General features: G+C 66.6%; 14 protein-coding genes and 1 riboswitch. Of the genes, 7 read left to right on the forward strand and 7 right to left on the reverse strand.

Annotation, left to right across the window (positions count from 1 at the left end; genetic code table 11):
• Positions 1 to 10: 10 nt before the first annotated feature.
• On the forward strand, positions 11 to 2134 hold the full coding sequence (locus tag D5301_RS11590) for a methyl-accepting chemotaxis protein (RefSeq protein WP_153855755.1): 2124 nt from the start codon (positions 11 to 13) through the stop codon (positions 2132 to 2134).
• Positions 2135 to 2197: 63 nt separating this feature from the next.
• Here D5301_RS11590 and D5301_RS11595 read toward each other — a convergent pair whose 3' ends face one another.
• The gene (locus tag D5301_RS11595; protein ID WP_153855756.1) at positions 2198 to 2995 is read right to left on the reverse strand and encodes a hypothetical protein; all 798 of its coding nucleotides are present in this window, start codon (positions 2993 to 2995) and stop codon (positions 2198 to 2200) included.
• A 77-nt stretch (positions 2996 to 3072) separates the two neighbouring features.
• Positions 3073 to 3483, reverse strand: coding sequence for a hypothetical protein (locus D5301_RS11600; protein WP_153855757.1), 411 nt, complete (start codon positions 3481 to 3483; stop codon positions 3073 to 3075).
• Between the two features lie 107 nt (positions 3484 to 3590).
• On the opposite strand from D5301_RS11600, the gene D5301_RS11605 reads away from it, so the two are divergent.
• The 3 genes from D5301_RS11605 to D5301_RS11615 all read left to right on the forward strand — a co-directional run bounded on the left by D5301_RS11605 (position 3591) and on the right by D5301_RS11615 (position 6318).
• Complete coding sequence (locus D5301_RS11605; RefSeq protein WP_032127825.1) at positions 3591 to 4313, forward strand: AraC family transcriptional regulator; 723 nt, start codon at positions 3591 to 3593, stop codon at positions 4311 to 4313.
• Positions 4314 to 4395: 82 nt separating this feature from the next.
• Positions 4396 to 5763 (forward strand): amino acid permease, encoded by a 1368-nt coding sequence (locus tag D5301_RS11610; protein WP_014038111.1) that lies wholly within the window; start codon positions 4396 to 4398, stop codon positions 5761 to 5763.
• A 144-nt stretch (positions 5764 to 5907) separates the two neighbouring features.
• A complete protein-coding gene (locus tag D5301_RS11615) occupies positions 5908 to 6318 on the forward strand; it encodes a VOC family protein (protein ID WP_110713158.1) in 411 nt (136 codons plus the stop codon).
• A 92-nt stretch (positions 6319 to 6410) separates the two neighbouring features.
• Here the strand turns inward: D5301_RS11615 and gcvP are convergent, their stop codons facing one another.
• Positions 6411 to 9278, reverse strand: a complete 2868-nt coding sequence (gene gcvP, locus D5301_RS11620) for an aminomethyl-transferring glycine dehydrogenase (protein ID WP_153855758.1) — start codon at positions 9276 to 9278, stop codon at positions 6411 to 6413.
• Between the two features lie 62 nt (positions 9279 to 9340).
• A riboswitch (glycine riboswitch) is annotated at positions 9341 to 9443 on the reverse strand.
• A gap of 300 nt (positions 9444 to 9743) precedes the next feature.
• Here gcvP and D5301_RS11625 point away from each other — a divergent pair.
• The 3 genes from D5301_RS11625 (at position 9744) to D5301_RS11635 (ending at position 12469) form a co-directional block, all read left to right on the forward strand.
• Positions 9744 to 10970, forward strand: coding sequence for a multidrug effflux MFS transporter (locus D5301_RS11625; protein ID WP_106469715.1), 1227 nt, complete (start codon positions 9744 to 9746; stop codon positions 10968 to 10970).
• A 141-nt stretch (positions 10971 to 11111) separates the two neighbouring features.
• A complete protein-coding gene (locus D5301_RS11630; protein ID WP_110713154.1) occupies positions 11112 to 12008 on the forward strand; it encodes a siderophore-interacting protein in 897 nt (298 codons plus the stop codon).
• Between the two features lie 68 nt (positions 12009 to 12076).
• On the forward strand, positions 12077 to 12469 hold the full coding sequence (locus tag D5301_RS11635) for a hypothetical protein (protein WP_069116224.1): 393 nt from the start codon (positions 12077 to 12079) through the stop codon (positions 12467 to 12469).
• Between the two features lie 119 nt (positions 12470 to 12588).
• On the opposite strand, the gene D5301_RS11640 is transcribed toward D5301_RS11635, so the two are convergent.
• The 4 genes from D5301_RS11640 to D5301_RS11655 all read right to left on the reverse strand — a co-directional run bounded on the left by D5301_RS11640 (position 12589) and on the right by D5301_RS11655 (position 19377).
• Positions 12589 to 14553: a M2 family metallopeptidase gene (locus D5301_RS11640; protein WP_110713152.1), complete on the reverse strand. Its 1965-nt coding sequence runs from the start codon at positions 14551 to 14553 to the stop codon at positions 12589 to 12591.
• A gap of 610 nt (positions 14554 to 15163) precedes the next feature.
• On the reverse strand, positions 15164 to 16813 hold the full coding sequence (locus D5301_RS11645) for a phosphoethanolamine--lipid A transferase (RefSeq protein WP_153855759.1): 1650 nt from the start codon (positions 16811 to 16813) through the stop codon (positions 15164 to 15166).
• Positions 16810 to 17562, reverse strand: a complete 753-nt coding sequence (locus D5301_RS11650) for a phosphatase PAP2 family protein (protein ID WP_153855760.1) — start codon at positions 17560 to 17562, stop codon at positions 16810 to 16812. Before D5301_RS11650 ends, D5301_RS11645 begins: the two co-directional genes overlap by 4 nt.
• Before the next feature lie 111 nt (positions 17563 to 17673).
• Positions 17674 to 19377, reverse strand: coding sequence for a glycosyltransferase family 39 protein (locus D5301_RS11655; RefSeq protein WP_197612691.1), 1704 nt, complete (start codon positions 19375 to 19377; stop codon positions 17674 to 17676).
• Between the last annotated feature and the right edge of the window lie 8 nt (positions 19378 to 19385).

A 19385-nucleotide genomic window follows, 5' to 3' on the forward strand; every position in this document is an offset into this window, starting at 1 on the left:
GGATGTACCGATGAACTACTTGAGGAATGTCAGGGTTGCCTGGCGTCTTGGGCTGGGCTTTGGCCTGTTGCTGCTGCTGGTCGCCGCCGTGGTGGCCACCGGCGCCACCGCCAGTGTCGTGCAGAAGCGCGCGATGCAGCAGGTGGTCGACGTCAGCGTGGCCAAGGTGCGCCTGCTGTCGCAGATGCTCGATGCCAACAACCAGATGATGGTGGTGCGCCGCGAGATGCTGATCCGCCAGGGCGAAGACCGCGGCCACGACGAGCAGCGCATCGCCGATCTGGTGAAGCGCTACGAGGCCAGCTGGACCGCCTACCAGGCGCTGCCCAGCGACGCCGACGGCAAGGCCATTGCCGAAACCATCGCGGCCAAGCGTGCCATTGCGCGCCCGCTCAACAAGCAGACCAGCGAACTGATGGAGCAGGGCGACTACCCGGGCGCCGTGGCGCTGACCCTGGGGCCGGTGCAGGAAGCGGCCAATGGCTGGAACAAGGCGCTGTCCGATGGCGTGGACTTCGAAGAGAAGGAAAGCCGTGATGCCGCCGCCGAGGCGATTCGTCTGGGTGAGCGCAGTCTGCTGCAGCTGCTGGTGCTGGGCGGTGTCGCGCTGCTGGTGGGCATCGGTGCCTCGGTGATGATCGGCCGCAGCCTGACCGGCCCGCTGGCCCGCGCCGTGAACCTGGCCGAACGCCTGTCCAAGGGACAGTTGGACCAGGAGTTTCGTCTTGGTGGCCGCGATGAACTGACCCAGCTGGGCGAAGCCATGGCCAGTGTACGACAGAGTGTGCAGGCGGCGATCGGCGCACAGCTGCAGATGGCAGAGCAGCATGAGGCCGGCGCGATCCGCTATCGCATGGACGTCACGGCGTTCCCCGGCGACTTCGGCCGCATGGTGCAGGCCACCAACAGCCTGGTCGAATCGCACGTGCAGGTGGAGCTGCTGATGGCCGAGGTGATGCAGCGCTACGCCATCGGCGACCTCAGCCGTGACCTGCCGGATTACCCGGGCGAGAAGGGCACGCTGACCCGCACCCTGGCGGCAGTGAAGCAGAGCCTGATGGCAATCAACGCGCAGATCGATGAACTGGCCCGCGCCGCGCGCGCCGGTGATTTCAGCATGCGTGGCGACGCCGCTGCATTCCAGTTCCAGTTCAAGGCGATGGTCGAGCACCTCAACGGCATGATGGCCAGTTCACAGGCCAGCATCGCCGATGTCTCCGACGTGCTGCGCGCGATCTCGCACGGCGACCTGACCGCACGCATGGACGGCGAGTACGACGGCGTGTTCGCCCGTATGCGCGACGACGCCAACACCACCACGGCACAGCTGACCGGCATCGTGCGTGGCATCCAGGTGGCTGCCGACAGCATCAACAACGCGGCGCAGGAACTGGCCGCCGGCAACAACGACCTGTCGCGCCGTACCGAGCAGCAGGCGGCCAATCTGGAAGAAGCCGCCGCATCGATGGAGGAGCTGACTTCCACCGTGCGCCAGAACGCCGAGCTGGCGCGTCAGGCCGACAGTGAAGCGCATGCCGCCGGTGCCGCCGTACGCGAGACCGAACAGGCGATGGCACAGATGGCGTCGGTCATGGGTGAGATCGACCAGTCCTCGGCACGCATCTCGGAAATCTCCACGGTGATCGACGGCATCGCGTTCCAGACCAACATCCTGGCGCTGAATGCTGCAGTGGAAGCTGCGCGTGCAGGTGAGCAGGGCCGTGGTTTCGCCGTGGTCGCCAGCGAAGTGCGCACGCTCGCACAGCGTGCCGGTGTTGCCGCCAAGGAGATCAAGGAACTGATCGAAGACGCCGCTGCGAAGGTGAAGAGTGGCCTGGCGGTGACCGTTGAATCGGAAGCGGCGATCGCGCGCGTGGCGCAGGCAAGTTCGCGCACGACCCAGCTGATGAGCGACATCGCTGCGGCGAGCAAGGAGCAGGCCGCCGGCATCGAGCAGGTCAACCAGGTGGTGGTGCAGATGGACCAGGTGACCCAGCAGAACGCTGCGCTGGTGGAAGAAGCCACCGCGGCCAGTCGCGCGCTGGAAGAACAGGCGCATGCACTGACCACGTCGGTGTCGGTGTTCAAGGTGGAAGGCGACGCAGCTTCGGTTGTGCCGCGTCGCGCAGCCTGAGCTGCTGCGCGGTAAGCGTTGTGGTGCCGGTCACACCATGGGCGTCCATGGTGTGACCGGATGTCAGTCCACGACTTTGCTGATATGTCCGTTCTCAATCTTCCAGATCACGTCCTTGGCCGTACTCACGAACAGTGGCGCGCGTGCCCAGAGACTCCAGTAAACGTGGACCTCGGTCGGCGTTGGATCGAGTAGGTGGGTCACCATCATGGCACCCTTCCGCGGTGGACGCTGCAGCGTGATGCAGGAGAGGGTGTAAGGCCGGCTGGAAGTGATCTTTTCATCCGCGATTTCCACGCGATGGCTTCCCCCCAGAGGCACCGCTGCAGGATCGAATGTGCCGGGAAGCAGGTAGACACTCCAGGCATTTGCCGTGCCGTCCACGTTCGGTAGCACGACCGTGTTGTAGTTCTTCGAGCACGCTTGAAACTTGCTGCTCAATGCCAGTGCACGCGCAGCTGCCGCGCCGGCCTCATAAGGCGATAGTGGCTCGGGTGGCGACAGGGTCTGTACAGGACCGGCAAGCGTTCCCTTGTCGTCGGTGACTACCCGATACAGCACGCTACTGTCACCTCCAAGGATACTGACGACATAGCGGTTGTCGCGTTGTTCGGTGACCCATCCAGCAACGCGGTCATCCTTGCGCATTCCCTTCGCTACGAGTACGTCGGTTGCGCGTTCGGCGGCAAGATCATGTTCGAACAATGACCGGCCGAGAGATTCGATCCGCGCAATATCGGCGTCCGCAGTCGCGGTCGCAGCCTGACGGGATTCGTGGGGTGGGTCAGAGGCGGTGATCGCATGCGCAGCGGGTGCCATCGATAGCAGGGCTGCCAAAGCTGCGGAGCATTGGACATTCATGGATGATTCCCCTTTGCCGCGTCCAGCGGCTTGGAGAAGTATGGCTGATCTGCGGGCGTCAATCCCGATTGACGGGCTCAGCTGCTGGCGCGGGTACGTGCCGCTTTCTTCGCCGCCACCTTTCGCGCGGTCTTCCTCGCCGCACGGGTCTTCGCCGCTTTCTTCGCGGCAGCACTACGCGATGCAGGGGTGGTGGCCTTCTTCGCCACCGTCTTCTTTGTTGCCTTCTTCGTGGCCGTCTTGCGGGCCGGCGCCTTCTTCGTAGCAGTCTTCTTGGCAGCCACCTTCCTGGTGGTGACCTTCTTTGCCACCTTGCGTCCACTGCCACTGCCACTGCGCTTGCCGCCGCCGTCCTGCTTGTTCACAGTGGCCCAGGCGATGCGCTCTGCGGTGCTTTCGCTGGCACCGCGCTCGCGCTCGCTCTCTTCGATGTGCTCGGCCTGGCGCTTCTGCTTTTCGGTATAGGCGGACTTGTCACCGCGAGGCATGGCCGGTTCTCCGGTGGGGGCTGTCCCCCACGGTGGGCCTGGCGGCGTTAAGCGCAAGTCCCGCAAGGGTGATCGCACCGGCAAGGGGCCTCGGCTATGCTTGTGGCATGCGAGTCGAGCCCGCCGACATCGAAGCCCTGTTCGACGCCATCCCGGATGTGCTGTTCTTCATCAAGGACCTTCAGGGGCGTTACACCCACGTCAACCAGACCATGCTGCGGCGGCTGGGCCTGCGCGCGCGCAAGGACGTCATAGGGCGTACCGCGGCTGAAATCTACCCGACCGGCCTCAGTGCGGACTACGTCGACCAGGACGCCCGCGTGCTGTCCGGCGAGGTGATCGAGAACCTGATGGAGCTGCACCTGTTCGCCAACCGCGAACCGGGCTGGTGCCTGACCTGCAAGCGCCCGCTGGTGGTCGATGGGGCCATCGAGGGCCTGATCGGCATATCCCGCGACCTTGGCCAGAAGGACAGCCTGGGCACCCAGTACGAGCAGCTGCGGCTGGCCCTGGCCCACCTCAATGCGCACTATGCCGAGAACGTGCGCATGCAGACCCTGCTCGACATCACCGGTTTCTCGCTGTCGAAGCTGGAACGCAGTTTCCGCAAGGTGTTCCAGATGACCCCGCAGCAGGTGCTGACCCGGCTGCGGATCCAGATGGCCATGCACCTGCTGCACGGTGACGACAGCATCGCCTGCATCGGCCAGGCCTGCGGTTTCAGCGACCAGAGCGCCTTTACCCGCAAGTTCAAGGCTGAAACCGGTTTCTCGCCGCGCGCCTACCGCGCCCGTATCGGTGGGAACGTCGGAGAGCCGGCGCTGGCCTGAGCCGCCTGCTGCGCTGTGCCTATCCCCGTGGGCATGGGACAGGGTAAGGTGTCGCCCCTGTAGCCCGCCGCCAGCCCCGCCGATGCCCAACTCGATTCCGACCGCTTCGCCGTCCCGTCTCGGACATTCGCTCAAGCCCCGCCAGCTGATCATGATGGGCCTGGGCAGCGCTATCGGCGCCGGCCTCTTCCTCGGCTCGGGTGTGGGTGTGCAGGCGGCCGGTCCGGCGGTTCTGGTGTCGTATCTGGTCGCTGGTGCGCTGGTGATCATCGTGATGAACGCGCTGGGTGAGATGGCGGCGGCCAAGCCCACCAGCGGCGCGTTCTCGGTGTATGCAGCTGACGCCATGGGCGCTACCGCCGGTGCCACCGTGGGCTGGCTGTGGTGGGTGCAGCTGGTGATCGTGATCGCCGCCGAGGCGGTAGGCGCGGCCGGGCTTCTTGCCACGGTCTGGCCGGCGATACCGGTACCGATGGCGGCGCTGGCCTTCATGCTGTTCTTCACCGCGATCAATCTGCTCGGGGTGAAGAACTTCGGCGAGTTCGAATTCTGGTTCGCCATCCTCAAGGTGGCGGCGATCCTGGCCTTCATCGCCATCGGTGTGGCGCTGCTGATGGGCTGGCTGCCGCAGGTGACTTCGCCGGGCCTGAGCAACTTCACCGAGCATGGCGGCTTCGCGCCGAAGGGGCTGGCCGGGATCGGCGCGGCACTGCTGGTTGTCGTTTTTGCCTTTGGCGGTACCGAGATCGTGGCCGTGGCGGCGGCCGAAACCGAAGATCCCGAGCGCAGCATCGCCCGTGCCATCCGCACCGTGGCCTGGCGCATCCTGGTGTTCTACATCGGCTCGCTGAGCGTGATCATCGCCGTGGTGCCATGGACCAGCGAGGCACTGAAGTCGCCGTTCGCCGCCGTGCTGGACATCGCCCGCATCCCGGGCGCCGGTACCGCCATCACCCTGATTGCCGTGATCGCGCTGCTGTCGGCGCTCAATGCCAACCTCTACGGTGCCTCGCGCATGATGTATTCGCTGGCGCAGCGTCGTGAGGCGCCGGCCGTGTTGGGCTGGACCGATCCGCGCCAGGTGCCGGTGATCGCTGTGCTGGCCAGCGTGCTGTTCGGTTTCGCCGCCACGGTGATGGAGCTGCTGTTCCCGGACAGGGTGCTGCCGGTGCTGCTGAACATCGTCGGTTCCACCTGCCTGCTGGTGTGGACGCTGTCGCTGGTCTCGCAGCTGGTACTGCGTCGCCGCGCGGATCGCCTGGGTACCCGGCTGCCGTTCCGCATGGCCGGCTTCCCGTGGTTGACCTGCTGCGCGCTGGCGATTCTGGCACTGATCTTCGGCCTGCTGCTGAGCGAGTCGCACACCCGGCTGCAGTTCCTGTCGATGGTGGCGTTGACCGCCACGATCGCCGCCAGCAGCGCCATCGCACGGCGCATGCGCGAGGCGTGATCGCCGTTGTAGAGCCGACCCTACGGTCGGCTGCTGTCTGTGCAGTCTCCAGCCGAGCATGGGCTCGGCTCTACAGCAGGCATACATCCGCCGTGCCATCCTGATCGTGTGGGCCGTCAGCGGCCCGTCGACCAGGAGTACCGCATGCTGCGCAGCCGCCCCTTCCTGATGTTCACCGGCCAGGCCGAGGCCGCCTTGGCCCTGTACGCCGAAGCCTTTGCCGATTTCCGCCTGCTGGCCCTGCAACGCCATCCCGAGGGGGCCGGCGCCGGCGTGCCGGGGCAGGTCCGCCAGGCGATCTTCCTGCTCGGTGGCACCCACTACCTGTGCTTCGACAGCCTGGACGTGCACGATTTCACCTTCACCCCGTCGATCTCGTTGTTCGTCGAGTGTTCCGGTGCCGAGCAGTTCGAACGTGCCGCACGCGTGCTGGGTGAGGGCGGCCATTGGTTGATGCCGGTGGGCGACTATGACTTCAGCAACCGCTACGGCTGGGTGCAGGACCGCTTCGGCGTGTCGTGGCAGTTGAGCTTGGGGCAGATGCCGGACCCGTGATCAGATGTTTGTGGGTGTGGGCCCTGGTCCATACGCCCTTATGAAAACGGCCCGCTTGCGCGGGCCGTTTTCTTTACCGATGCAGCGAGGAATCACGCTTCGACTTCATCATCCTTGTAGGCATCGACCGGGATGCAGGCGCACATCACGTTCTTGTCGCCGTACACGTTGTCGACACGGGCCACCGGCGGCCAGTACTTGCTCTGCTTCAGGCTGGCCAGCGGGAAGGCGGCAAGTTCGCGCGGGTAGGCGTGGGTCCACTCGCTCGCGGTCACTGCGGTGGCAGTGTGCGGTGCGTTCTTCAGCGGGTTGTCCTCGCGGTCCAGGCGGCCGTCTTCGATCGCGGTGATTTCCTCGCGGATCTGGATCATCGCGTTGATGAAGCGATCCAGCTCGTGCAGCGACTCGCTCTCGGTCGGTTCGACCATCAGCGTGCCGGCCACCGGGAAGCTCAGGGTCGGGGCGTGGAAGCCGAAGTCGATCAGGCGCTTGGCCACGTCCTCGGCACCGATGCCGCTGGTCTTCTCCAGCGGGCGCACGTCCAGGATGCACTCATGCGCCACCAGGCCGTTGCGGCCGGTGTACAGGGTCTTGAAGTGCGGGGCCAGGCGCTTGGCGATGTAGTTGGCATTGAGCTGCGCGACCTGGGTGGCCTTGCGCAGGCCTTCGGTGCCCATCATCGCGATGTACATCCAGCTGATCGGCAGGATCGAGGCGCTGCCGAAGCTGGCTGCGCTGACCATGCCGACCGGGCCGTGGTCACCCAGCTTGCCCGGCAGGAACGGCGCCAGGTGCTCCTTGACCGCGCACGGGCCGACGCCCGGGCCGCCACCGCCGTGGGGGATGCAGAAGGTCTTGTGCAGGTTCAGGTGCGAAACGTCCGAACCCCACTTGCCCGGCTTGGCCACGCCGACCAGGGCGTTCATGTTGGCACCGTCGGTGTACACCTGGCCGCCGTGCTTGTGGATGATCTCGCAGATCTCCACCACCTCTTCCTCGAACACGCCGTGCGTGGACGGGTAGGTCATCATGATCGCGGCCAGGCGGTCGCTGTACTTTTCGGCATTGAGGCGGATGTCCTCGACATCGACGTTGCCGTTGGCATCGGTCTTGGTGACCACCACCTTCATGCCGCACATCTGTGCCGAGGCCGGGTTGGTGCCGTGCGCCGAGTCCGGAATCAGGCAGATGTCGCGATGTTCCTCACCGCGCGAGCGGTGGTAGGCGCGGATCGCCAGCAGGCCGGCGTACTCGCCCTGCGCGCCGGAGTTCGGCTGCAGGCTGACCGCATCGTAGCCGGTGCACTCGACCAGCATCGCTTCCAGCGTATCGATCAGTTCCTTGTAGCCCAGCGCCTGGTCGGCCGGCACCAGCGGGTGGATCTGCGAGAACTCCGGCCAGGTCACCGGGATCATCTCGGCGGTGGCGTTGAGCTTCATGGTGCACGAGCCCAGCGGGATCATCGTGCGGTCCATCGCCAGGTCCTTGTCGGCCAGCGAACGCAGGTAGCGCAGCAGTTCGTGCTCGCTGTGGTGGGTGTTGAACACCGGGTGGGTCAGGAATGCGGACTGGCGCAGCAGGCCGGCCGGCAGGGCATCGGCGGTGCTGGCATCCAGCGCGTCGACATCCAGTGCGGCACCGAATACGGCAGCCACGGCAACGATGTCGGCGCGGGTGGTGGTCTCGTCCAGGCTGATGCCGACCGAGTCGCTGTCGATCGCGCGCAGGTTGTAGCCGGCGGCGCGGGCCTTGGCGTGGATCTCATCGGCGTGCACGCCAGTGACATGCAGGGTGTCGAAGAAGTCGCCACCAACCTGCACGCCGGCCTTGCGCAGCGCCGCAGCCAGGATCGAGGCCAGGCGATGGGTGCGGCGGGCGATGCGGGTCAGGCCTTCCGGGCCGTGGTAGACGGCATACATCGACGCCATCACTGCCAGCAGCACCTGCGCGGTACAGATGTTGGAGGTGGCCTTCTCGCGGCGGATGTGCTGCTCGCGGGTCTGCAGGGTCAGGCGGTAGGCCGGGTTGCCCTGGGCATCGACCGAGACGCCGATCAGGCGGCCCGGCATCGAGCGCTTGTAGGCGTCGCGGCAGGCCATGAAGGCCGCGTGCGGGCCACCGAAGCCGAACGGCACGCCGAAACGCTGGCTGTTGCCGACCACGATGTCCGCACCCCATTCGCCCGGGGCGGCCAGCAGGGTCAGCGCCAGCAGGTCGGTGGCCACGGCCACCAGGCCGCCGCGTGCGTGCACGGCATCGACCAGCGCCTTGTAGTCGCCGACCTGGCCGAAGGTGTCCGGGTACTGCAGCAGCAGGCCGAAGGCTTCCGCTTCCAGCGCTTCGGCCGGGGTGCCGACGCGCAGCACGATGCCCATGGGCTCGGCGCGGGTGCGCAGCAGCTCCAGGGTCTGCGGGTGCACGGCGTCGTGCACGAAGAAGGTGTCCGACTTCGACTTGGCCGAACGCTTGGCCAGGGTCATCGCTTCAGCGGCGGCGGTGGCTTCGTCCAGCAGCGAGGCGTTGGCGATTTCCATGCCGGTGAGGTCGGCGCACAGGGTCTGGAAGTTGATCAGCGCTTCCATGCGGCCCTGCGAGATTTCCGCCTGGTACGGGGTGTAGGCGGTGTACCAGGCCGGGTTTTCCAGGATGTTGCGCAGGATCACGTTCGGCGTGTGGGTACCGTAGTAGCCCTGGCCGATGAAGCTGCGCAGCACGGTGTTCTTGTCGGCGATCGCACGGATCTTCGCCAGTGCCTGCACTTCGGTCATCGACTCCGGCAGCGCCAGCGGCGCCGGCGACTTGATCTTGGCCGGCACGATGGCATCGGTCATCGCATCCAGCGACGCGTGGCCGACGACGTCGAGCATCTGCGCGATCTCGGCATCGTTGGGACCGATGTGGCGCTCGACGAACGCGGAATGATGCTCGAGCTCACGCAGGGAAGGGGTGTTCTGGGACATGGCGAAGGATCCGTCAGGAAAGGGCACACGCACGGGCACAAGCCGCCGGTCGGCGGTCTGCGGGGCGCCCCTCTGTCCTTTTGCCTGAGAGTTTGGAAGCGCGGCGAACCGCAGCTTCGTGCCCCTTCGGCGCCGGATCGAACCGGTCTCTCCAGAGTTGTGTTACGGGTGGTATCGGGCCTGAGCGATTACGGGCGTTGCGCCTTCGGCAGCGGTGTTCCGCTTCTCCCACCGTGTTGCCCGCCGATTATAGCCCGTTGCGGGCGCGCCGGCCGCCTTCGGACCTGGCCGCCGCGCCTGAATGGCCGATGGCCCGTCCGTGCGTTTTGTGCACTGCTGCATGGCATCAGGCGCAATCCCCACCTATGATGGGCGGATACCCGAATTCATCTGGCGCCGTCCCTGCTGCAGGGGGACCGGCGCCCGCCGTGCGTGCCGCGCATGGCCCTCCCGGACGCCTTTCCCATGACCGCCGCTGTTGCTCCCTCCACCCGCCGCATGGCCCTGCTGCTCGCCGGCCTGGCCATGTTCGGTCCGTTCTCGATCGACACCATCTTCCCGGCGTTCCCGCAGCTGGCCCAGCGCCTGGCGGTGGACGAGGTGGCAGTGCAGCAGACCATCAGCGTATACCTGCTGTTCTACGGCCTGATGAGCCTGGCGCACGGCCCGCTGTCCGATGCCTGGGGCCGCAAGCGGGTGATCCTTGGCGGCCTGGTGGTGTTCGTCGGCGCTTCGGTTGGCTGCGCGCTGTCCACCGACCTGACCACGCTGCTGGCGTTCCGCGCGCTGCAGGGACTGTCCGCGGGCGTCGGCATGATCGTCGGCCGCGCGGTGATCCGCGACCTGTACCACGGCCACGACGCGCAGCGACTGATGAGCCAGGTGTCGATGCTGTTCGGCATCGCACCGGCGATCGCACCGATCATCGGTGGCTGGATCCTGCTCAGCGGCGCCGGCTGGCCACTGATCTTCTGGTTCCTGGTGGTGTTCGCACTGGTCCTGCTGGCGGCGACCGCACGCTACCTGCCGGAAACCCATCCGGTGGAGGCACGGGTGCCGTTGTCGCCGCGCGTGCTGATGCGCGATTACGTGCGCATTGGTTTCAACCCGCGGTTCCTGCGCCTGGCGCTGGCCGGCAGCATCGGTTTCGGCGGCATCTTCCTGTACATCTCCTCGGCGCCGGTGTTCGTGATGCAGCACCTGCATCTGGGCGAGGGTGGTTTTGCCTGGCTGTTCATCCCCACCATCGGCGGCATGACCACCGGCTCGTTCCTGTCGGGGCGCATGGCCGGGCACACCACGCCCACCCGCCAGGTCGCCATCGGTTTCGTCCTGTGCGCGCTGTCGGTGCTGCTGAACGTCGGCTACGTGGCGCTGGCCCCGCAGTTCGTGCTGCCGTGGGCGGTGCTGCCGATCTTCCTGGGCGGCATGGGCATGGCGCTGATTTTCCCGATCCTGGCGCTGGCGGTGCTGGACATGTACCCGCACCAGCGCGGCCTGGCCTCGTCGCTGCAGGCCTTCGTGCAGCTGATGATCAGCACCGTGGTGGCCGGCGTGGTGTCGCCGCTGCTCAGCGCCAGCCCGCTGCACCTGGCGTTGGGCCAGGCCGCCTTCTTCGGTGCTGGTTTCGTGTTCTGGTACTGGGAACACCAACGTGAACGCGCGGCGCAGGCAGTCTGCACGGGTCACTGAGCAGCGTGCAGGGGTAGGGCAGGCCGCGACGCCCGCAGCGCTTGCGACGGGAAACCACGGGACTAGGCTGGGCACTCCAGCCAGCCGGTGCACAGGTGCACGACAGCCAGCCAATCCGATGCCGTTGCATGAGGTTCCCCCATGGCTGCGCAGCAGACCTACCGCCTGTTCGAGGTGGCGCTGAAGGAGCGCCGCGTTCTCTCCCCTTCCCTGGACCGCATGGTGTTCACTGGTGCCGACGTGGCGCGGATGAAGACCGAAGGCCCGGACCAGCGGATCAAGGTGTTCTTCCCCTTGCCCGGCCAGGACCTGCCGCAGGTCCCCAGCGGCGAGGACTGGTACCCGCGCTACCGGGCGCTGCCGGATGATCAGCGCCCGCCGATGCGCACCTACACGATCCGCCAGCTACGCGCCGAGCAGGGCGAGGTCGACGTCGATTTCGTCATCCACGGCGTGACCGGGCCCGCTTCGCGCTGGGCCATGCATGCAAGGCCGGGAGACCGCGTGGTGCTGCTGGCCCCGGACGCCGACTGCGCCGAGAGCAGCGAGGGCTGGGAATGGAAGCCGCCGGCCGGCGTTGGCCAGGTGCTGCTGGTGGCTGACGAGACCGCGTTGCCGGCAGTGGCCGGGATTCTCGAGGAACTGGCGGCCATGGTGGATCCGCCGCGCACGCTGGCCCTGCTGGAGGTGGCGCAGGCCGGTGATGCGGTACCGCTGAAGGCGCCGGCCACGGCCGAGCTGGTGTGGTTGCCGCGCGGGCAGGCGACGTACGGGCAGCCCCTGCTGCAGGCAGTGCAGGCGCGCTTGGCGGCGTCGTCGAGCGTGGCTGCCGACGATGCGCTGGAAGAGATCGACGTCGACGCGCAGATCCTCTGGGAGCAGGCCGATGCCAGTGTGGGCGGACCGCTGTATGCCTGGGTGGCAGGCGAGGCAGGGGCCGTGATGGCGATCCGCCGCCATCTGGTCCGCGACTGTGGGCTGGACCGCCGCGCGATCACCTTCATGGGCTACTGGAGGCACGGCAAAGTACTGGACTGAGGCGACGTGAAGCGGCGCTGCGGGCGGGGTGCGCTATCCTTGCGCCCCCCTCGCAGCGGTACCGCACCATGTCCACCAGCTCCAAGACCCGCCGCGACCAGCGCCGTCGCCAGGAAAAGCAGGCCGCCAACAAGGCCGCTGCCCAGGCCTCGCCGGTGGAGCCGCATGCCGAGCTGCGCGATGCGCAGCGCACCCTGCTGGCCGGTGTCGTGCGCCGTGATGGCGAATGGGTGCTGGGCATGGATGGCCGCATCGCCGGGCACAGTGACTCGGCCGCGCAGGTGCTGGCGCTGATCATGCAGGCCGGTGAACTGCACGAGCGCAACGGTACGCCGGTGCGCCTGATGTATTCCGATGCGCTGCGCGATGCCGCGCAGGCCGAAGCGAAAGAGAAGGGCCAGACCTTCGAAGAATTCAAGGCCGAACTGGCTGCCGCGATGGCGGCGAAGAAGGACAGCTGACAGGCATTTCGGTAGAGCCGGCCGCTGGCCGGCTGCCCGTTGGGTCTTCATCGCGTGGTTGCCGGCCAGCGGCCGGCACTACCGGAAAGGGGCGGATCCTTGCGGATCCGCCCCTTTTTTCATTTCGCCGCCGGTGCCGCGTTGGCCTGCCAGCCGCACATCTGGCCTTCGTTCTGCTGCTTCAGCCACTCGTTGACCGGGGTGAAGTACTCGATCATCGGGCCGGCATCGAGCTTGTCGGTGCCGGTCAACTCCTTCAGCGTGGCCTGCCACGGCTGGCTGGCGCCCTTGCTCAGCATCGCCCAGTACTTCTGGCCGGCTTCCTTGTTGCCGTAGAAGGTGCACTCATGCAGCGGGCCCTTGTAGCCGGCCGCGTCGCACAGGCCCTTGTAGAACTGGAACTGCAGGATGCGCGCCAGGAAGTAACGCGTGTACGGGGTGTTGCCCGGAACGTGGTACTTCGCGCCCGGGTCGAAGAATTCTTCGCCACGGGTGCCGGCCGGCGCCACGCCCTGGTACTTTGCCTTCAGGTCCCACCACGCCTTGTTGTAGTTGTCGGCGGTGATCGAACCATCGAACACGCCCCAGCGCCAGCGGTCGATCATCAGCCCGAACGGCAGGAACGATACGCCCGACAGCGCCATGCGCATCTGGTTGTTGATGACTGCCTCGCGGCTCTCGGTCGGTGCATCGACCAGGCCGATCGAGCTGAGGTACTTGGGCGTCATCGCCAGCACGATGGTGTCGCCGATCGCTTCATGGAAGCCATCGTTGGCACCGCCCTGGAACAGCGGCGGCAGCGGGTTGTAGGCCAGGTCGTAATAGATGTGGCCCAGCTCGTGGTAGATGGTGGTGAAGTTCTCTTCGTTCGGCTTGATGCACATCTTGGTGCGCACGTCGCCTTCCATGTTCATGTCCCAGGCGCTGGCGTGGCAGACCACGTCGCGATCGTCGGGCTTGATGAACTGGGTCTTCTCCCAGTACGACTGCGGCAGCGACGGCATGCCCAACGACACGTAGAAGTCCTGCGCGCGCTCGGTCATCTGCTTGGCGGTACGCAGTTCGGCCTCGCGCTGCGCCTTGTACTGCGCGGCCACGTTGGCGTCCTTGCCGGCCTTGGCCAGCGCTGCGCTCAGGTTGGTCTGGTACTGCTTTTCCAGCGCTGCAGTGATGTCCAGGCTGCCGGCACCCGGGTACGGTTCCAGCTGGTCCCACAGGTTCGACCAGTCCTGCTGCCACATGTTGCCCAGCAGGTGCGCGGCGATCAGGCCGTTGCCCACTTCCGCCTTGTCCTTGCCGTAGGTCTTGTCCAGCTTGCCGCGCGCGTAGCAGTGCAGCTGCTCGTACATCGGCTTGACCTGTTCCCACAGGCGATCGGTTTCCGGGCCGATCTGTTCCGGCGGCATGTCATAGCCACTGCGCCACATCTGGCCGGCATCGGTGAAGCCCATGCCCTTGGCGCCTTCATTCACCAGGCCGACGAACTTCTGGTAGTCGCCGCGCATGCTCTTGGTGGTGCTGTGCCAGCCCTGCCAGGCATCGAGCTGCTTGTCGTAGTCGCGGCTGCGCGCGAGCACCTGCTCCAGCTCGCCCAGCTGGCGGCAGGAGTTCGGATCGTTGGCGTCGGTGCAGTACTTGCCGGCACCGTAGCTGCCTTCCATGCGGGTGGCGATCTGGGTCAGCTCGGCCAGTTTGGCCGGGTCGCGCGGTGCCGGCATCGAGGACATCAGTTTCAGCAGGTGGATCGCGCGCTTGCTGTCCTCGCTCATCGGCTTGCCGTCGAACGTGGCGGCCTGTTCGATCCAACGGTTGAGCTGGGTGAGCGAACGCTCGTTGGCCTTGGCCGCGATGCGTTCCGAATCACTGTTGATGTAGGTGGAGGACAGCCACTGCGCCGAGGTCATCTCCGGGTAGGCGGCCTTGAATTCGGCATTGATGCGGGCCACGAACTGGTCGGCGGTTTCGCCGGCCGGGGCGCTGCTGCTGGCGGTATCGGTGCCTGGGGCAGCTTCCTTCTTGCAGGCGACCAGGGCCAGCGTGGCGGCGGCGATTGCCGAGGCCAGCAGGAGATGACGGTGTTTCACGGGCGGTCCTTGGGTGGTGAACGACGGCCGAAGGCTAGTGGGCAGTTGCTGCCACCGCAAGTGGCGGAAGTCGGCCGGGCGGCGCCCGGCACCCGCAGAGGCCAGAGCACAAGCAACAGCAAACGCCGAAGCAACCGCAAAAGCAGGGTATCCGTGGGATGGCGCGGCGGTGTGGGCTTGCAGGACACGCCGTAAACCCATCCATGGGGGCTCGATGGCGCCATCCATGGCGCCAACGGTCCTGCAAGCCCACACCGCCCCACCTCTGACAGATCGCGGCGGCTGTTGGTGGGTGTCGACCTTGGTCGACACATCTGTCAGGTATCGACAAACAAGAATGGGGTCAGATCCGTTTTCCTCCGGAAAACGGATCTGACCCCACGGTCGTTCCAACAGATCGCGGAAAACTGTCGAAGGCGGGGCGGGTCCGGTGGCGGGAGTGTCCGCGGCATGGATGCCGCGGCCAAGCCCCCAGGGATGGGTTTACGGCGTCTCCCGCCACCGGACCCACCCCGCCATCCCACGGAATGCACGCTGTTGCTGTTGCTTCGGCCGTTGAAGTTGCCGTTGCCTCTGCAGGTGCAGGGCTGCAAGCCCTGCCGAACAACCCTCACCCTTCGCAGTTGGCGAACACGTCGCGGTCTCGCTCGTACAGCGAGGTCTTCACCTGCATCAGGCCCAGCACCGACGGGAACAGGTTGTCGTGGTCGGTGTAGGCCGCCGAACGCTTGCGCACGCACTGCAGGTCCAGCCCGCGGCTGCTGGCGAAGCCCGGCGAGAACCACATCGTCATCGGTACCCGGGTCTGCTCGGCCGGGGCGATGGCGTAGGGCACGCCATGCAGGAACAGGCCCTTCTCGCCCAGTGACTCGCCGTGGTCGGACAGGTAGATCATCGCTGTGTCGTAATCCTGCATGCCCTGCAGCGTGCCGATGGTCTTGGTCAGGAAGTGATCGGTGTACAGCACGGCGTTGTCGTAACTGTTGGTGATCTCCTCGCGCGAGCAGCGGCCGATGTCACGGGTGTCGCAGGTGGGGGTGAAGCGGCGGAACGCGGGCGGATAGCGCTCGAAGTAGGCCGGGCCGTGGTTGCCCAGCTGGTGCAGCACCACCACGCGGTCGCCGGGCTTCGCACGCACCTGGGTGGCCAGGTCCTGCAGCAGGATCTCGTCCATGCAACGGCCATCAGCACATAGCCCCGGGGTGGTCGCATCGGACAGCGACTGGAAATCCAGGCCCTCGCACACGCCCTTGCAGCCGGACTGGTTGTCACGCCACAGCGGTGCGATGCCAGCGCGGTTCAACACATGCAGCAACGACTGGTGCGCGCGGATCTTCTTTTCGTCGTATTCGTGGCGACCCCATGGCGAGAACAGGCACGGCAGCGAAACCTCGGTGCTGGTGCCGCACGAATGCATGTCCGGGAAATTGACCACACTGGCCTGGGCCAGTTCCGGGGTGGTGTTGCGGCCACCGTTGAGCCCCCAGTTCTGCGCGCGCACGGTCTCGCCCATGACGATCACCAGCAGGCGCGGCTTGCTGGCCGGCGCGCGCGGGGTGGCCTTGGCATCGGTGCCGATCGGCAGTTTCGGCGCGCGCTGCACCGGATTGTCGCCACGCAGTGCACGCGGCATGCCCAGCAGTACGTTGGCCGGCGTCGCGAGGTAACGCACTTCGCGCTGGTTGCGCATCAGTGCGGAGACGTCCTGGAACGAGATCAACGCGCCGCCGACGGCAGTCACCGCCGCCACCACCAGGAAGCCGAGGCGCCACAGCAGGCTGCGGCCCCAGCTGCGACGGCGCAGCTGCACGCGCCACAGCACGATCATCGGCAGCACCGCCAGCAGCAGTACCGGCCACAGCAGTGACACGGTCATCAGCTCGCGGCTTTCCTTGGGGTCGGTCGCCAGCACGTTGCGCAGCATGTCCGCATCCAGGTAGATGTGGTAGCGGCTCATGTAGTGCGCAGCGAAGGCGGTTACCAGCAACAGCAGGCTGATCACCACCTTGGCGTTCCAGCGCCAGACCAGGATGCCCAGCAGCACGCCGTGCGCACCCAGCAGCAACAGCAGCAGCGAGAGCGCGTAGCGCAGGCTGCCCGGATGGCTGGCCATTGCGCTGTGCCAGAACAGGCCGTTGCCGGCCACCGCGAAGAACAGGCTGGTCAGGGCGATCAGTGCTTCGGTGGACAGCTGCGGCCGCCAGCGGTGAAGACTCGCCAATGCGGGAAGGCGGGCGGGGCGTTGGACCGATGCACTCATGCGTTTGCCTCCTGGCGGTTGGGACGGTCCAGCTGACGGCGGATCAGGACATACAGGCCGAGCGAAAGCAGCCAACATATCAACGCAGTGGCAACGTCATGCGAAAGGAAATGCGCGCCCCGCAGCTGCTGGCTGATGCCGAACACCAGGCCAGTGCCAAGGCCGATCCACAGTCCGGCCCAGCGCCACGACGGGCGCCACAGCAGGGCGAAATAGTACAGAGACAACCATGCATAGCCAGCGCTGGCGTGACCGGCCGGGAAGCAGGCCTGCGGCGCCATGCCGGCCGGGCGCACGGTGAAAAGCCCGATGAAAGGCTGGTGGCCACCGTAGCGCAGCAGGTCCCACGGGCATTCCATCGGCACCAGCGACTTCAGCAGGGAGATCACGCCGGTACCCAGGGCCATGGCAATAACGACATAAAGCAGCGCCCACCGCAGGGTGCGATCGCGACCCTTGCGCCAGTGATGGAAGCACAACAGGATCGCCACGAGCGCTGCAGCCGTGCTCAGCCATTTGCCCACCTTGTGCACCACCGTGCGGGTAACCCAGGCGTCCTGCAACGCCCAATGGCCGCCTTCAAGACGGAACAGGTGGTCGGCTACCCATTGATCGCCGCCGAAACCCATCAGCAGCGTAAACAAGGGCAGACCGATTGCGACAGGCAGCCAGAGGTGAGTTACGGCGAATTTTGACGCCAGTGGCGATGTCGCAAGCGGCGCTACCGAATCAAGGGGACGGACGGGCATGCTGGGAAAGGGCGGGTCGGGAATCCGCGGCCATGCTCGTCACCTGGATGTCGGAGAAGGGTCGGACGCTCGTTCGTGCCGGGTTAATGCTTGCCCGGCACGGGTCAGCGTTCAGTCTTCTTCGGCGGTCGATCCTGTCCGCTCGGCGTGGCACTCCGGGTCCCAGGCCGTACCGGGAAGCAGTTGCCAACGATTGCGATTGGCAACACCGATATCGATCACCTTGGCTGGGTCCACGCAGGGACTCATCGCATCATCCAGTACCAGCAGCCAGCGCTTGTCCGGTGCCTCGGCCAGCCACGGGCCGGCGTCGTGCCATTGCTCTGCCCAGGGGCGCTTGAAGCCGAATTCGCGCACCGGCCGGTCTGCCTGCAGCAGGTTCTGCTCGCGCCAGGCGACCAGTGCCAACTCCGCGTCTGGGCCGATCCGCGCGCCTACCCGGCGCATCAGTGCCGACGCCGATGCGTAGGGGTCCAGTGCCGGGATCAGCACCAGACCGTAGAGCATCCAAAGCATGCCGTGGGTCAGCAGTACCAGCGTTGCGGCGCGGCGTACCCGCAGCCAGACGATCAACGTGGCCAGGGCGATGGCGAAGGTCAGCAGGCCGTCACCCAGCACCGGAAGCAGGGTGTCGGGCATGGCCCGGCGCTCCAGCTGGGCCACGGCCCACGGGTGCTCGGTCATCAGCATCACGCCGAGCACGCCCGTCGCCAGCATCAGTACCACGCTGTAGCCGAACAGGTAGCGGCGCACGCACAACCGACGCAGCAGGCCCGGCAGCAGCGGTGCTACGGCCAGCGCCATTGCCGGCAGCATCGGCAGCAGATACACCTCCCGCTTGCCCGGGCTGGCGCTGAAGAACACCAGCACCAGCACGGCCCAGCCCAGCAGCAACCACTGCCGGCGGTCGCCCCGGCGCAGGCGGCGCCACCAGGGCTTGAACAGCATCGGCAGCAGCAGGCTGCCCGGCAGCCACAGGGTCAGGATCACCTGCAGGTAGTACCAGACGGGCTGGCGGTGGTGCCAGGCATTGGCGTAGCGGGTGCCGGTCTGTTTGAACAACAGCTCATGCGCGTAGGCCTGCAGTTCGGCGCTGGGGGTGTGCAGCAGAGCCCACCCCAACGGCGCCAACCACACCCCCACGCCCAGCAGGAAGGCTGGAATCAGCCACAGCAGCGTTGCCGGGTGCGGCCCCTCGACGCGGTGCCCACGGCGGCGCTGGTACAGCCACCAGCCGAACCAGGGCAGCACCATCAGCAGCGGCAGGAAGCCCACGCCCTTGGTCACCGTGCCGACGCCTGCGGCGAAGCCGGCCAGCCACAGGGCGGGCAGGTTGCGGCGTTCACACAGGTGGCGCATCAGCCCCCACAGGGCCACGGTGGTCATCCCCACCAGCACCATGTCGATCTGCGCGCGCTTGGCCATCAGCCCGAACTGCAGGGTGCAGAACAGCGCCGCGAGGGCATAGACGGAATGCCGGGGCGACCACAGCCGGCGGGCCAGGTCCGAGATCAGCCACAGGCTGAGCAGGGCGCCCAGCAACGACGGCAGCAGGAACGACCACTGCCAGCTGCCGACGATCTCGTAGGCCGCGGCCTGCAGCCACATGAAGACCGGCGGCTTTTCCGCGTAGAGCTCCACGCCGCGGTGCGGCAGCAGCCATTGCCCGCTCTCGACCATGGTCCGCGCCGCCAGCACGAAGCGCGGTTCGTCCGGCGGCTGCGGCTGACGCAGGCCGATACCGGCCGCCAACGCAGCAATGATCAGCAGCCACAACAGGGGCAGGCGCCAACGGCGGGGCAGGGCTACGGGCACGGCAGGCT

It is taken from the genome of Stenotrophomonas sp. MH181796 (genome assembly GCF_009659995.1).
GTDB lineage: Bacteria > Pseudomonadota > Gammaproteobacteria > Xanthomonadales > Xanthomonadaceae > Stenotrophomonas > Stenotrophomonas riyadhensis.

Bases quoted from the DNA above. Each gene is read 5' to 3' on its own strand.
- D5301_RS11590 (WP_153855755.1), top strand. From the start codon at position 11: ATGAACTACTTGAGGAATGTCAGGGTTGCCTGGCGTCTTGGGCTGGGC.
- D5301_RS11595 (WP_153855756.1), bottom strand. From the start codon at position 2,995: ATGAATGTCCAATGCTCCGCAGCTTTGGCAGCCCTGCTATCGATGGCA.
- D5301_RS11600 (WP_153855757.1), bottom strand. From the start codon at position 3,483: ATGCCTCGCGGTGACAAGTCCGCCTATACCGAAAAGCAGAAGCGCCAG.
- D5301_RS11605 (WP_032127825.1), top strand. From the start codon at position 3,591: ATGCGAGTCGAGCCCGCCGACATCGAAGCCCTGTTCGACGCCATCCCG.
- D5301_RS11610 (WP_014038111.1), top strand. From the start codon at position 4,396: ATGCCCAACTCGATTCCGACCGCTTCGCCGTCCCGTCTCGGACATTCG.
- D5301_RS11615 (WP_110713158.1), top strand. From the start codon at position 5,908: ATGCTGCGCAGCCGCCCCTTCCTGATGTTCACCGGCCAGGCCGAGGCC.
- gcvP (WP_153855758.1), bottom strand. From the start codon at position 9,278: ATGTCCCAGAACACCCCTTCCCTGCGTGAGCTCGAGCATCATTCCGCG.
- D5301_RS11625 (WP_106469715.1), top strand. From the start codon at position 9,744: ATGACCGCCGCTGTTGCTCCCTCCACCCGCCGCATGGCCCTGCTGCTC.
- D5301_RS11630 (WP_110713154.1), top strand. From the start codon at position 11,112: ATGGCTGCGCAGCAGACCTACCGCCTGTTCGAGGTGGCGCTGAAGGAG.
- D5301_RS11635 (WP_069116224.1), top strand. From the start codon at position 12,077: ATGTCCACCAGCTCCAAGACCCGCCGCGACCAGCGCCGTCGCCAGGAA.
- D5301_RS11645 (WP_153855759.1), bottom strand. From the start codon at position 16,813: ATGAGTGCATCGGTCCAACGCCCCGCCCGCCTTCCCGCATTGGCGAGT.
- D5301_RS11650 (WP_153855760.1), bottom strand. From the start codon at position 17,562: ATGCCCGTCCGTCCCCTTGATTCGGTAGCGCCGCTTGCGACATCGCCA.